Consider the following 13,245-nt stretch of genomic DNA (forward strand, 5'->3'; position numbering starts at 1 on the left):
CGTTCAACTGCCAGCGCGTGATCCCGTGACGTTGCGCCGTGGCCGTGACCTGCCGCGGGCCATTAAAACTCTCCGCCACAATCGCCAGCTTCGCTTCATCCGTGAAACGCCGGCGACGGCCGCTATCTATAATCTCCATCCGGCTGAAACGCCCTGAGAGATCGTTTGTGATGTCCATTGAAGCACCGTCTATATTGCCGTCTATATAGACAGAGAATCCACAGTCTCACTCACATCCGCAATGCGGCCCTGCTCGGATGCGTACGTCACGCCGGCGGTCGTCAACGTTGCAGTGAGGTCTCGCGCTTCCGCCGAAACCAGTCCTCTTTACAACGATCCCTTCTTCCGCCGCTATTTCAACCTGCCTGAGCAGCAACAGCGGCTGAGCGCGGGCTCCGGCGTCATCGTTGACGCCGACAGAGGCTATATCCTCACGAATCACCACGTCGTCGCGGACGCCGGCGAGATTGCGGTAACCTTGAAGGACCGCCGCCGCTTCACGGCCGAGCTGGTGGGCACCGACAAGGCAACCGATATAGCGTTGCTGAAGGTCGTCGCTGACAAGTTGACGGCGCTGCCGTTTGGCGATTCCGGTGCCCTTCGGGTCGGCGACTCCGTTGTCGCGATCGGCAACCCGTTAGGGCTTGGTCAGACCGTCACCTCCGGCATCGTCAGCGCCCTTGGCCGTGGCGGCATCAATGTCGAGGGCTATGAGGTATTCCGCCCCAAGCCGGAACCGTCCCCTATTTGTGGTCTTCGGTCGGCGAATCCAGGCGTGATTTCGGCACGAACCCCAACGTGAATCCAAAGAGCCGCCCGATCTTGGCAACCGTGTCGACAGTCGGATTTGCCTTCCCGGTTTCAATCTCTGCAACTTGCCTGCGGGTGATGCCAGTCAGCTCCGAAAACTGTTTTTGGTTCAAACCAAGTGCCCTTCGCATCTCAGAAACAGCTTGGGGCAGCCGCAGATCCCCAGCCGCCGCTCTTACGGCCAGGCGCCTTCTCAATTCCCTCGTTTCTTCCTTGGTGGGCTTTTTCCATCTGGGCATATTCTCACACCCCCGGCGCTGAAGCGGCTGCGTCCAGCACCTTTCCAACAAGTTCGGCGCACCCCGACATCGCGAAATCCACGACTTCCGCGGGCACTCCCATTGACAGCGAGATTTTCGGTGCGTTGGCAAGCCGCTCTGCAAACGTCGCCATCTCCTCAAGAAGCGCGGCCGCTGCTCTATCGTCCTCCATGAAAACTTTACGGCAGACCTGCCACCAATCAGGGTCGCTGTCGCGGTGTGTGTCGCGCATCACTCCCCATCTCGTCGATCTAGCGATGCCTTCGATCGCCAGACGCATCGGCGCGAAGTCGAACAGCGGCGCAAGAGTGATGCCTCCACCAGGAGTCTTGCGCAGAGCGGTGTTCCGTCCATGGTTGCCAGGATTGCCCATCGCTCTATTGGTGAGATCGCGTTTCGCGTATTCCACGATATCGATGAATGGTTGGTCCGAATGACGCTTCAAGACATTCACATAGTCTTCGTGGTCGGCGTTGTGTCCGAACTCCGCGACGCCAATGCTAGAAACCATGCTTTCCTGGCCGAAGCGGCATAGCAGCCCTCCTTGGATCTCCCCATCAAAGCGCGGGATCATCAACACCCCTTGCTCATAGGCCGAGACTTCGTGAACCCGCAGGCCGAGCTCGTGAGCAACGCGCGAATAGCCGGATTCCGCCTTCCGCTGCTTGCTTGATGCGGACGTTGCCCACCGGGCTACCCGCTGCTCTCAGAAGGAGTGGGAGGTCGGATTCACGCGCATCCACACGCAGTCCAAGGTGGTCCGCGAGCTTACGTCGTGCGTGCCCCTGTGGCATGAGGTCTAGTAGGAAAGGAGGCCAAGTCGCCAGATATCGGCTCTCAAGGTCTACAGGGAACCTGACAGACATGGCTCTGGCGTCGCCTACCTCACCGTTGGCACTATAATCTGCGGCGGCGAAATTGGTGAAATAGTCGATGTCGTACTCAACGATCGACGGCCCGCGGTAACCAAGCTGGGCGTCGAGGATCTCGATTGTGCCGCATTCTCGCCAGTCGCCGTTCCAGAATGCTTCGACAGTCAAACGCATTTAATAATCCCCTTTAAGGGATATATTAATAGGGGTCTCTGTTTTTTCCAACCCATCAAAAGGGACTGTTTTGGTTGAGTTTTACTGCCGAGAACGACTGAATACAGAATTCGACTGCGTCGAGCGTCGCTACGCGACGATCTGGGACGCGCACCTTGCGTGTCGTCCCAGTGCTCACCTTGCGCTCAATCGGCAACGGGGACGTCGCTTACGACACTAAATCGCCCTGCGATCGTTCAGCGTTGAAAATACGCCAAACCAGAATTTGGAGTCATCGCTACGCGCCTCAGTCCAGGCATCCAGTGCGCAATACGCGGCGGCTGTCGCGGCCTGTGGACCATAAAGATCAATTGCGGCGGCGACGGCCTCCTCTGGCGCCAAGCCCCGAGCTCCTTACGTGCACGGGGCGATTTTGACGCATGCGGCCACAATTATGCAGCTTCTCCCCATGCGATCGTAGGAAGCACTTCCGGTCATCGGCGGTTCGGGCTGATTAGCTCAATGTGATAGCAGTTATTATAGGAGGAGTTTGCTATGAAAAAGCTCTTATCCGCCCTCGCAGCGATCGGCTTAGCTGCGTCGTTCGCCTTACCGCTAAGCGCCGCTCCGATTTTCGTGCCAAAACCGGTAGAAGTGCAGACAGGCGCTGCCGAACCCGTCAACCACTGGCGTCATCGCCAATGGCGCGCCGATCGTCGGTGGGATCGCCGCTGGGATAGGCGGCACGCTTGGCGTTCCTGCGGTTACTACGGCAGGTGCTACCCGCGCCATTACGGATACTACGGCTATCGTGACGGGTACTACGGCGGCTACCGTGACCATTACCGCTACCACCGGCGTTCGGGCGTCACCATCTACTTCAATTTCTAGCGGGTAGCGCGCGCAGCACTGCAGCACGTCAATGCACCGACTCCGCGCGTCATAGATCGCCGGGACTGCTCCAGCCCTTTACGTCTGCCGCAATCGGCATAAATCCTCCTTACAGGAGGATGCCGCGATGTCAGGAGAATGGCCGATGTTCATTCTGCAGTGTCTTGTCGTAATCGGCCTGGTAGGCGCTCTGTTCATCAGGGCAGACTAAAGCTCCACCAATACCGCTTCGTGCTTCGACATTTGCTCAGGTCCGCCACTTCGGCGTGCGCTGTGCGTTGTGTAGCAGCTCGCGGGCAGTAGCGAAGTGACCAAACAGGTACCTAAGTCTCTTTTCCTCTTCGTAGCAGAGGCGGTGTCGTTTGCAGAAATCGCTCACTGACCAGACTTTGGTTGCCGGCTCAGCAGCGAGTTTCTCTGTTTCTACGCGCTCCATGCTTGCCTCCCTACGATTTACATTCGATCATCCTACTAGAGTCTAATGTAGCGAAAAATAAACTAACACATAGCCACTTTGGGCTATTCCAATTGTGATGGCGCGCCTCCTCTCGAGACGTGGCAATTGTGCGGCCGCTCACCTGTTTACAGGATCGAGCGACCGCCTTTGTTATTGCGCCGGTGTTGTCGTCGACGGCTGCGTGGTTGACGGCTCGGTAGTGGACGGAGTCGTTGATGGTGTGGTGGTCGACGGTGCGGTCGTAGTCGGCTCCGTAGTGGATGGAGTAGTTGTCGACGGCTGCGTCGTCGTAGACGGAGTTGTAGACGGTTCCGTAGTAGTTGCCGGCGGGGTTGCCGTTTCTGTCGCGGTGTCGGTCGTCCCTGGCATTAGGAACATCACCGCCAAGATGATGATCACAACGGCGACGACTAGGCCAATTACGGTATTCCGGTTCATGCAGGCTCTCCTCCTACGTGTGGCTTTCACCTAAAGACATGGAGCGCAGCTCGGGGTTTTCAATGTAAGGGAGCCGATGTTCGTCAAGGTTGATCGCATGACAGCCCGCTCCAAATCGGCACGTGCCGCATTTTTGGTCTTGTAGAAGCGCTCGCGGCCGCTCCCAAGGTGTTCGACGAGCCAACTTTCCTTGCGACCATACGCCCGCGGCATGCCAGTGGCTTAGCCGTCCCACACCACGAACTTCCCATTTGGTTGACCGTCGACGAATTCCACAAAGCCGGGGTCGCGTTGCGTTGGGATGTTCATTGCTGTTCCTCTTGTCGCGTGAACGTGATGGCAAGCTGCACCACGGTCGGGAAGGGCGCAATCGCGACTTTGGGTGGTGGTCAAGATGAACCATGCCGCCAGCCAGGGGACGACTTCACTTCTTCAGCCTGTGCTGACGGCGGCATCTTATGCGTTGAAAGCCAGAGCGAAAACCTGCTTCAGCCTCTGCCATTCTCCGCTCACGCTAAGTCGACTTACGATCTCTCAGCGCTGAAAAAACGCCAAACCAGAATTTGTAGTCATCGCTACGCGCCTCAGTCCAGGCATCCAGTGCGCAATAAGCGGCGGCTGTCGCCGCCTGCGGACCATACAGATCGATTGCGGCGGTGACCGCTTCCTCGACTCTGAAGTTACTCCAGATGCTAGCCTTGCCGGCCGTATCGCTGATGCCGGATGATCTAACGAGAATTTTGGACAAGCTCAATCTCCCTGCTGTCCGGCAGGTGATGTTGATGTAGCCGGACGTTGGAACTCCGTATCCGTGAGCCACAGAATCCGCTTGGCGGTTCTTATCGTGTCGTCCCTGGCAGTTTTTATTCGACCGCGAACGCTTGTCCTCGTCGACAATCGATAGCCCTAAGATAGCCGTCAAGATCGGGTCTTGGCAACAACTTTTAGGCGCATACTGGCGCTCGGACTTCGCGCACGGTGGCGATCACAAGCGCGGTGTTCTCCTTTGACCGGACCTTCATAACTCCAATAAAAAAGAGATCTCTGTCTATCGCAACATCCGGTCCGCGCCAACGCAGGCCTGACATGACCCGTTTTCGGGCTCAGCCAGACCGGGTACCAGTGCAAACGATGACGCCAAGGTTTGTGACGGGCTCAATGATTTGTTGCATCAATATGAAGAACTATCATCGCCGTTTAGGAAAAACTATCCAGCAATCGTGCAAATCTAATAGAAATTAGGGGGTAAATAGCGATGCTTGATCTGTTATGAGTTTAGTTTGTGACATCAAAAATGCGGGGCAATGGATGAAACGCCAGCGAGCAACAGTCGCGGAGGCTGCGCGATGAAGCCTTTGATCCTTATCTGCCCGCGCAACGTGGACATCTACCTCCTGCTCACGCACATCCTGAACGTCGATGGCTTCCGAACCGTGCTGGCCAGTGAAGAAGAGGTCGGCGAAAAAGCGGCGGCGATGAAGCCTGAGGCGATTATCCTGGATACAGGCACAGATGTAGCATCGACTTTAAAGACATGTGTGACGATCAGGTCCAACGAGATCACCGCCGCAATCCCAACGATCGCCCTCGTTGCAGCCGGCGACGAGCGGCATTACCTCGATCTGTTGAAGGCAGGGGTGGATGAAAACTTTGTTCGGCCCGTGTTGCCGATTAGGCTTTTGAATTATCTTCATTCTCTTTCAAAATTGACCGCACGGCCAGCGCCAATAGAACCGCCGTTGACGGACACATTGGCGTTTGGAGGATTGACAATTCACGTGGGGCGGCGGCTGGTGATATATGAAGGCCGCGAGCTCCAACTCGGACCAATCGAGTTCAAGTTGTTGAGCCGGCTTCTCGAGGCTCCTGGCAACGTTTTCTCCCGCCAACAATTGATCGAGATTGGCTGGCCGCCAAACCTCTATGTTCAGTCGCGCACCGTCGATGTGCACATCGGCCACCTGCGCCGTTCGCTACGGCGCCTGACCGGCGGTAACCTCATCCGCACAGTCAGAGCGTCAGGCTACGCGGTGGAGCTCAATCGTTCTGTGGGTGAAGGTTGCGTTTCATAATATAGTATATTCTGAATTAAGTACCATCTAATTCAGAAGAACATGAGTTAGTATTCAATTTTCCGCTTTTATATTTTGCGAAAGTTTCAGAAATATTTGCGCAATGCTTCGTTGAATAGGCCCGTTACAACAGCCAGTCTCCAGTCAATTCATGTTCTGGAGGCACGAAATGTCGATCAACACCAAAACCGATCGAAACGGCGCAAGCAGGAGCATCCGCCGGAATACCGATACCCTCATCCGCCATTCGCGAAGCCACTTCGATGCCGCACATTTCCATGGGCTCATGGCGCTCTATGCGCGACCCTCGGCCGGTCGGGCTGTCGTTCTGCCGCATGAAGGCGAGCGCCGTGTTGTCGATTTCGTGCGCTGCTCCTATCTGGGGCTCGATAATCATCCGAAGATTATCGATGGCGCAATCGAAGCGCTGATTAATTATGGTGCCTTGCATTGGTCTTGCGCGCGAACGCGTCTCAATTTCGCGATCATCGGCGAACTCGAGATGGCCTTGTCTGAGTTGTTCGATGCGCGCGTGATTGCCTTCAGCACGGTGCTGGCCGCGAACATGAGTGCACTTCCTTTGATCGCCTCCGGTCACCTGACAGGCGGCGCCAAGCCCGTCATGGTTTTTGATCGTCTCGCCCATGCAACGCTTGCCTATCATAAGGGAACACTCGCTGGTGAAACTAAAGTCGAGACGATTGAGCACAATGACATCGAGGCGCTCGAGGCGTTTTGTAAAGAATACCCTGCGGTCGCCTACATTTGCGACGGCGTCTATTCCATGGGAGGTTGTGTCAAGCTCGAACAGCTCCGCCAGTTGCAAGATCGCTACGGCTTGTTTCTCTATGTCGACGACGCCCATGGCATCTCAATCTTCGGAGGCAAGGGCGAAGGTTATGCCCGGTCGCAGATTGGCGGTTCTCTCGGTGACCGCACGATTATTGCAGCGTCCCTAGGCAAGGGTTTTGGCGCTTCAGGTGGATTGCTGATGCTCGGCAATGACCACCAGGAGCAGCTCTTTCGCAGGTTCGCGGTTGCCCATGCATTTTCTGCATCTCTGAATGTAGCGGCGATCGGCGCTGCACTTGCATCCCAAGCATTGCATCGCACGCCGGAACTACAAAACCTACAGCGTGAGCTGCAGTCACGAATTGCTCTTTTTGACTGCCTCGTCCCAACCGAGCAGAGAGGATCCCCACTGCCGATACGAACAGTCGAGATCGGAGACGAATTGAGGGCGATCGCGGCGGCACGAACTTTGCTGAATAGAGGTTTCTACACATCGGCAATTTTCTTCCCGACTGTTCAAAAGGGACGCGCCGGATTGCGCATATGTCCGACAGCGGGACATAGCGAGGGCGATATTAAGGCAATCGGCGAAGCGATCGTCGCGGTCCTCGAAGAGTTTGAGCAAGCGGAGGTCGGATCAAATGCTGACTTCTAACGCTAAATTTGCCTTGCCCACCACCGCCAGCGAGCTGTGCATTGAGGTTCCTGGGGCCGCATATGTCGTCAGACGCCTGGCAGAACGTCCGGCGCTGGGTCCACTGCTCCAGACGGACGATGGCGATCTCATCAAATTTGTCGCTGGCGGGAGGATTACAATGTGGGCGCGCGGCAAACGATTGTTTCTGTTTGTCGAGGCAAGCGACCTCCTCATGCGTATCGCGATCGAAGACGTTCTGGCCGTGGAGCTTAGCTCCATCCACCCGACGCTTCCAAGCTTGCTGCTGTGGCATGCCGCCAGGTTCGATCGCCTGCGGTCGCCGCACGATCGTGAACATGGGCGAAATTCAGTTCCAGTGTAACCACATGCGCAAAACATCGGATTTCTCACGCCAGTGAAGGCTGCTCCTGCCAGCAGCCCGCTTCCACTGCCATCCAATGGAGTGAATCGACTGTGATCAAGAAAAGTCTATTGCTGCTCAAGGCGAGCTGGCCTGCTTCAGTCTTGCAAAAAGCGTATCCGATATCTCGAATTCGCGCGCCTTGCCCCGTCCCATCGCGTTCTTTGCCCAGCTCTCCCTCAAAAGACCGCGGGCAACCAGCTGATCGATCGGCTCTGCCGCTCCACCCCTCGTCAATCCAGTCTTTTCCGTGATGTTTGTCAGCGTCAACGGGATGTTGGCCAGGTGCAAGGTATAAAGCAGGCTCAGCATTCCCAGCTGCTTGAGGCGAGCCTGCGGGGTCTCCCCCTCTACTGGATTGTCCATGATCTCGCTCATTGCGAGCGACGAAAACGTAATGCTCTGCCAGCGGGCGTCAAATGATGTTGGCATGGATTTAACTGTCATTTTTGTGACACGCAGGCGATCTGACAAATCGCTCCCTCAAAGGTCGTCCAAGTTGCTTCGCGAGGTTTTCGCATGGTTTTCAGCATCTCTAAGATCGTCATGTCCGGCTCTTTGTCGATTGCAATATATGCCGTGTGCGAGACTAAATCCTATGCGGATAATTGGGCATGTGAAGTCCTTCTTTGCCTGTCGAACCCTGGCGGCCCAACCGAGTTCGTGGAATGCCGGCCGTCAATCCACAAGCTTTGGAAACATTTGGCGAAGGGGCGGTCCTTTCCTGTCTGTAGCGGCATCGGTTTTCGAGCGTCGCGTCCGGGTTATGAGCCCTATTACTGCGAAGCTGGGTATCGGTTGAGCCAGCGCAACGGAGACCGCGGTCGCGAGGCAACCTGCATTTCGTTGCAGCCGGTCCCAACAGGCAACGACAGTTGCACAAGGAGGTGGCAGGACGGGCGACAGGCGGGTCAATGGGAACGGACACAAGGACAACGCGTCTGCGTAGCCTACCGGCTGGAACCGCCCCATGTGCGCCAACGCCCCCGCTTCGTCGACCTAACGATTGATGGGGTCGGGCCCCAACGTGTCTGGTTTTGAGCCGATGCCCGTCCTATTCGTCGAATTGGCTGAGACCTGCGCACCGGCGATCTCAAGCGAGACCCTGGCGGCTGTCGTCAGCATTGAAAGCGGATTTGCGCCGTTGGCGATCCGTATCAACAGTGACTATCCGCTCGGCGCTCCCCCGCGCAATATCGGCGAAGCCGCCGATATTGCCGCCAGCCTCATTGCCGAGGGACAGAGCGTAGATCTCGGGCTCGGGGGCATAGGCCGCTCTGACCTTGCGAGCATGGGAATGAGCATCGCGGATGGCTTTGACCCGTGCGAGAACCTCAAGGCCACCGCGCAACTTCTGACGCAATACAGGATCGCTGCAGACCGCGCAGGGTTCGAAGGCACAGAACTCGATGCCGTCACGCTGCGCGCCTACTTCGGTCGAGGCGATGCCAAGATCGGTGAGATCGTCGGATACGACCGCCGTGTCCAAGAAGAAAAGGAGCGGTTGAGGCCACGCTTGGCAGCACTCGTGCTGGAAGATGTCGCGCGCCAGTCACTGTCGCCGCACGGAGCGATGGGCGGCGGCGGCATTGACTCAATGCCGAATGCAGACGCGCCGCTCGACGAAGTCACAAAGGCACACGGGGTTCAGCCGTTGTCCCTCGGCGGTCAGAATGACTGGGATGTCTTCGCTTCGAAAGCGGCCTCTTCGGTTCTCGTTTTTTCCAGACAAAAAGGAAGTTTCGAATGACCTTGCGATCGCATCTAAAGCCTGTTGCCGCGTCGATAATGATCACTGCAGTGACGACTTTGGCAATGATGGAACCAGCCTTCGCCCAGGCCGCCGGCATTGAAAACGTGCTTCAGAATATTGTCGATATGTTGACCGGCAATATCGCGCGCCTGCTCGCGGTCATCGCCATCATTGTCATCTGCATCTCCTGGATGTTCGGTTACATGGATCTGCGCAAGGCAGGATTCTGGATCATCGGTATCGGCGGCATCTTCGGCGCCACCGAACTGGTCAACACGATTGTCGGATGATGCTCGTGTCGCGCGCCGCTGCTGTTGAGGAAGACACGCTATTTCTTGCTTGCACGCGTCCCATCATGGTTTCCGGGGTGACGATGGAGGCGATGGCGATCAACGTGATGCTGACGACGACCCTGTTCATCGTCGCCGGCTCGATTGTTTATGCCCTCGTTGGCGTGGTTTTCCATTTCGCTTTCAAAGCGCTCGTCAAGCACGATCATAATATGTTTCGCGTCCTGCTTGCCTGCGTCGAAACGCGAGGCAGGGCGCGCAACGCGGTTCTGTGGGGAGGCTCGACTGTCACTCCCTTGCGCCTCCATCATGTCATGGCTGGAAGGATCTAGACCTTGCCTAGTCTTGCTAAGTTCAAAGCCCGCGAGCTGGAACCGGAAACCTTCATTCCCTACGTCCGTCACATCGACGAGATCGTGATTGGCCTCGATTCTCGCGCTTTGATGACGGTCATCGCCCTTGAAGGCATCGCTTTTGAAACTGCCGATCCCCTCGATATCAATGCATTTCACCGCGATCTCAACACGCTCTATCGCAACATCGCCGACGAGCGGCTGTCGCTATGGGCACATATCATCCGCCGACGCGACAACGACTACCCGCAGGGCGTTTATGCCAATGCCTTCTCCGACAGCCTCAATCGAAAATACCGCGACAGGATGGTGGGCGAGGACCTCTTCCGCAACGATCTCTATCTGACGCTAGTGTGGCATCCGGCCCGCGATCCTGCCCGCAAGATCGCATCGCTGCTCACCCGGCTACAGAAAGCACGGGCCACTGGCTTCGAACTTGATCGCCAGGCCCTCAAACATCTGGTCGACGTGACGACTGACGTCTCTGCCGGCCTGGCGCGGTTCGCGCCGCGCATTTTATCCATCTATGAGCGCGACGGCATTGTCTTTTCTGAGCCGAGTGAGGTGCTCCATCAACTTGTCGGCGGCAGGCGAGAGCCGATCCCGCTTACGGAAGGGCGCATTTCTTCAGTGATCTACTCCGACCGGGTCATCATCGGCCGGGAAACCGTCGAGATCCGACACGAAGCGGCGAGCCGTTTCGCCGGCATGTTCGGGTTTAAGGAGTACCCGGCGCGCACCCGCATTGGCATGCTTGATGGCCTGCTGACGGCACCGTTCGAGCTCATTCTCACTCAGTCATTCGGCTTTGTGAACAAGGCCGACGCCAAGGTAATCATGGGGCGCAAGCAGAACCAGATGGTCAGCGCCGGTGACAGGGCGAGCTCACAGCTGCACGAGCTTGCCGACGCCCTCGACGATCTGGAATCAAACCGGTTCGTCCTAGGCGAACATCATCTGACGCTCGCGGTCTTTGCGCCATCGGTGACGGAGCTCAATGACAATCTCGCAAAGTCGCGCTCGCATCTCACCAATGGGGGTGCAGTCGTCGCCCGTGAGGACCTCGGGCTCGAAGCAGCCTGGTGGGCGCAGCTTCCGGGCAATTATCGTTATCGGGCCCGCTCCGGCGCAATCACGTCCAAGAATTTCGCCGCCCTTTCTCCGTTCCATTCCTATCCCCGCGGTCAGAAGCACGGCAACGAATGGGGGCCCGCCGTCGCTCTCCTGAAAACGGCGTCCGGATCGCCGTTCTATTTCAACTTCCACCATGGCGATCTGGGCAATACCTTCGTGTGCGGGCCGACAGGATCGGGCAAAACCGTCGTCGTCAATTTCATGCTCTCGCAGTTGCAAAAGCATGATCCGCATATTGTCTTTTTCGATAAGGACCGCGGCGCCGATCTGTTCGTGCGCGCAGCAGGCGGGATTTATCTGCCTCTGCGAAATGGTGCTCCGACCGGATGCGCACCACTGAAAGGCCTTGAACCCACACCGCAGAACAAGATCTTTCTGTCCCACTGGATCGCGAAGCTTGTCGGCTCGAAGGCGCGTGAGCTCTCCGTCACCGAAGTCCGCGATATTGCCGGCGCCATCGACGGAATTGCCGACCTTTCGCGAAATGAGCGAACCATTGGCGCTTTGCGTGCTTTCCTCGACAACACCGATCCCGAAGGCATAGCGGCGCGCCTGCGTCGTTGGGAAAAAGGAGGGCCGCTTGGCTGGATCTTCGACAATGAGGCCGACGACATAGGCATCGGCGCGAAGTTCCTCGGCTATGACATGACGCATTTCCTCGACAATGAGGAAATCCGCACACCGCTGATGGCCTATCTGTTTTATCGGGTCGAGCAGTTGATCGACGGCCGGCGGATCATCATCGTCATCGACGAATTCTGGAAAGCGCTTGCCGACGAAGCCTTCCGCGACCTTGCTCAAAACAAACTGAAAACGATCCGCAAACAGAACGGATTGATGCTGTTTGCCACGCAAAGCCCACGCGACGCTATCGACTCACCGATTGCACATACGATCATCGAGCAATGCCCGACACAGCTGTTCATGCCGAATGCGCGTGGAAGTCACGCCGATTATGTCGATGGTTTCAAACTGACGGAACGCGAGTTCGAACTGATATCGCGTGCGCTCTCCAACGATGCCAGACGGTTTATCGTCAAGCAGGGCCACAACAGTGTTGTTGCTGAACTCAATCTCGCAGGCTTCGACGACGAACTCGCCGTGTTGTCCGGGCGCACCGCCAATGTCGAACTGGGGGATCGCATCCGTGCGGACGTGGGAGACGATCCGTCCGCCTGGTTGCCGCTGTTCCAGCAAATGAGGAGTACAAGCTCATGATCACGAAGAAGACAGCGATGATCGCTGCAACCGTCGCGCTTTATGCAACAGGGGTCCATGGGCAGGGGGTCCCGGTTGTCGACAACGCTGCAATCGCCAAGCACATCGAGAGCATAGCCCAGTTGACCAAGCAACTGGATACGATGAAGGCGCAGCTTGATCAGGCGCAGCAGCTTTACGGCTCCCTGAACAAGCTGACCGATATGGCTGATGTCGCGACCGTCTTGAACAATCCGGCGATCCGCAACGCACTACCCCACGATTTCTCAGCCGTCCAAGGGTTGCTGAAGGGCTCAGGCGCCGGCGCCTTTGGCGATTCCGCCACGAAATTCCTCGATGACAACAGCATCTATAAAACCAGCGCCAACGATTTCTACACCTCAGAGCTTGCTCGTATGCAGAGCCGCAACGCCGGCCAGATGAGCCTCGGGCAGCAGATCTATGACGCGGCAACCAAGCGCATCGTCGGCATCGACGAGTTGCGCAGACAGATCGCTGCGGCCGGCGACGCCAAGGACATTGCGGACCTTCAGGCCCGGCTGCTTGCCGAGACCGCCTTCCTCGAGACGGACACCCTGCGCATGCAGGCGTTGCAGATGATCCAGCAAGCGCAGGTTCAGGTTGATCTGCAACGCCAGGCCGAAGACTGGCGCAAGCGGATGGACGCAATGGGAGCCGCACTCAAATGAGAAAG

General features: G+C 57.1%; 16 protein-coding genes and 1 pseudogene. 12 read left to right on the top strand and 5 right to left on the bottom strand.

The annotated features are described in order from the left end of the window. Positions 1 to 178, bottom strand: a 178-nt coding sequence (locus tag AC244_RS35740; protein WP_152976122.1) for a transposase, incomplete at its 3' end; no start/stop codon positions are given. Positions 179 to 265: 87 nt separating this feature from the next. On the opposite strand from AC244_RS35740, the pseudogene AC244_RS27470 reads away from it, so the two are divergent. Further along, a pseudogene (locus AC244_RS27470) lies at positions 266 to 721 on the top strand (trypsin-like peptidase domain-containing protein); the annotation flags it as partial. A 22-nt stretch (positions 722 to 743) separates the two neighbouring features. Here the strand turns inward: AC244_RS27470 and AC244_RS35745 are convergent. Both AC244_RS35745 and AC244_RS38330 read right to left on the bottom strand, forming a co-directional pair. Continuing rightward, entirely contained in the window at positions 744 to 1,049 is a 306-nt protein-coding gene (locus AC244_RS35745) for a helix-turn-helix domain-containing protein (RefSeq protein ID WP_082367188.1), read from the bottom strand. 4 nt (positions 1,050 to 1,053) lie between these two features. Next, the gene (locus tag AC244_RS38330) at positions 1,054 to 1,686 is read right to left on the bottom strand and encodes a HipA domain-containing protein (protein ID WP_234717049.1); all 633 of its coding nucleotides are present in this window, start codon (positions 1,684 to 1,686) and stop codon (positions 1,054 to 1,056) included. A gap of 964 nt (positions 1,687 to 2,650) precedes the next feature. Between AC244_RS38330 and AC244_RS35750 the strand changes: the two genes are divergently transcribed. Beyond that, positions 2,651 to 2,986 (top strand): hypothetical protein, encoded by a 336-nt coding sequence (locus AC244_RS35750; protein WP_082367190.1) that lies wholly within the window; start codon positions 2,651 to 2,653, stop codon positions 2,984 to 2,986. A 638-nt stretch (positions 2,987 to 3,624) separates the two neighbouring features. Beyond that, positions 3,625 to 3,915 carry a hypothetical protein gene (locus AC244_RS37270; protein WP_161807904.1) on the top strand — a complete coding sequence of 97 codons (291 nt, stop codon included), beginning with the start codon at positions 3,625 to 3,627 and terminating at the stop codon, positions 3,913 to 3,915. Between the two features lie 480 nt (positions 3,916 to 4,395). On the opposite strand, the gene AC244_RS37690 is transcribed toward AC244_RS37270, so the two are convergent. Beyond that, on the bottom strand, positions 4,396 to 4,629 hold the full coding sequence (locus AC244_RS37690) for a hypothetical protein (RefSeq protein WP_053252004.1): 234 nt from the start codon (positions 4,627 to 4,629) through the stop codon (positions 4,396 to 4,398). Positions 4,630 to 5,227: 598 nt separating this feature from the next. On the opposite strand from AC244_RS37690, the gene AC244_RS27495 reads away from it, so the two are divergent. From AC244_RS27495 to AC244_RS36775, 3 genes are all read left to right on the top strand, one after another. Beyond that, positions 5,228 to 5,953 carry a response regulator transcription factor gene (locus AC244_RS27495; protein ID WP_161807905.1) on the top strand — a complete coding sequence of 242 codons (726 nt, stop codon included), beginning with the start codon at positions 5,228 to 5,230 and terminating at the stop codon, positions 5,951 to 5,953. 169 nt (positions 5,954 to 6,122) lie between these two features. Further along, on the top strand, positions 6,123 to 7,400 hold the full coding sequence (locus AC244_RS27500; protein WP_053252006.1) for an aminotransferase class I/II-fold pyridoxal phosphate-dependent enzyme: 1,278 nt from the start codon (positions 6,123 to 6,125) through the stop codon (positions 7,398 to 7,400). Beyond that, positions 7,387 to 7,764: a hypothetical protein gene (locus tag AC244_RS36775; protein ID WP_152976123.1), complete on the top strand. Its 378-nt coding sequence runs from the start codon at positions 7,387 to 7,389 to the stop codon at positions 7,762 to 7,764. Before AC244_RS27500 ends, AC244_RS36775 begins: the two co-directional genes overlap by 14 nt. A 117-nt stretch (positions 7,765 to 7,881) precedes the next feature. On the opposite strand, the gene AC244_RS27510 is transcribed toward AC244_RS36775, so the two are convergent. Continuing rightward, the gene (locus AC244_RS27510; RefSeq protein ID WP_321166236.1) at positions 7,882 to 8,277 is read right to left on the bottom strand and encodes a MarR family transcriptional regulator; all 396 of its coding nucleotides are present in this window, start codon (positions 8,275 to 8,277) and stop codon (positions 7,882 to 7,884) included. Between the two features lie 72 nt (positions 8,278 to 8,349). Between AC244_RS27510 and AC244_RS38925 the strand changes: the two genes are divergently transcribed. The 6 genes from AC244_RS38925 (at position 8,350) to virB5 (ending at position 13,240) form a co-directional block, all read left to right on the top strand. After that, on the top strand, positions 8,350 to 8,844 hold the full coding sequence (locus AC244_RS38925; RefSeq protein WP_414735957.1) for a hypothetical protein: 495 nt from the start codon (positions 8,350 to 8,352) through the stop codon (positions 8,842 to 8,844). Between the two features lie 103 nt (positions 8,845 to 8,947). Further along, on the top strand, positions 8,948 to 9,553 hold the full coding sequence (locus tag AC244_RS27515) for a type IV secretion system protein VirB1 (protein WP_414735955.1): 606 nt from the start codon (positions 8,948 to 8,950) through the stop codon (positions 9,551 to 9,553). Then, positions 9,550 to 9,846, top strand: a complete 297-nt coding sequence (locus AC244_RS27520; protein WP_053252009.1) for a TrbC/VirB2 family protein — start codon at positions 9,550 to 9,552, stop codon at positions 9,844 to 9,846. Before AC244_RS27515 ends, AC244_RS27520 begins: the two co-directional genes overlap by 4 nt. Beyond that, positions 9,846 to 10,178 carry a type IV secretion system protein VirB3 gene (locus AC244_RS27525; RefSeq protein ID WP_053252075.1) on the top strand — a complete coding sequence of 111 codons (333 nt, stop codon included), beginning with the start codon at positions 9,846 to 9,848 and terminating at the stop codon, positions 10,176 to 10,178. Before AC244_RS27520 ends, AC244_RS27525 begins: the two co-directional genes overlap by 1 nt. 3 nt (positions 10,179 to 10,181) lie before the next feature. Continuing rightward, on the top strand, positions 10,182 to 12,551 hold the full coding sequence (locus AC244_RS27530) for a VirB4 family type IV secretion/conjugal transfer ATPase (protein ID WP_053252010.1): 2,370 nt from the start codon (positions 10,182 to 10,184) through the stop codon (positions 12,549 to 12,551). 17 nt (positions 12,552 to 12,568) lie between these two features. Next, positions 12,569 to 13,240, top strand: coding sequence for a P-type DNA transfer protein VirB5 (gene virB5, locus AC244_RS27535; RefSeq protein ID WP_053252076.1), 672 nt, complete (start codon positions 12,569 to 12,571; stop codon positions 13,238 to 13,240). Positions 13,241 to 13,245: the final 5 nt, after the last annotated feature.

It is taken from the genome of Ensifer adhaerens (genome assembly GCF_001270265.1).
Lineage (GTDB): Bacteria > Pseudomonadota > Alphaproteobacteria > Rhizobiales > Rhizobiaceae > Ensifer > Ensifer adhaerens_B.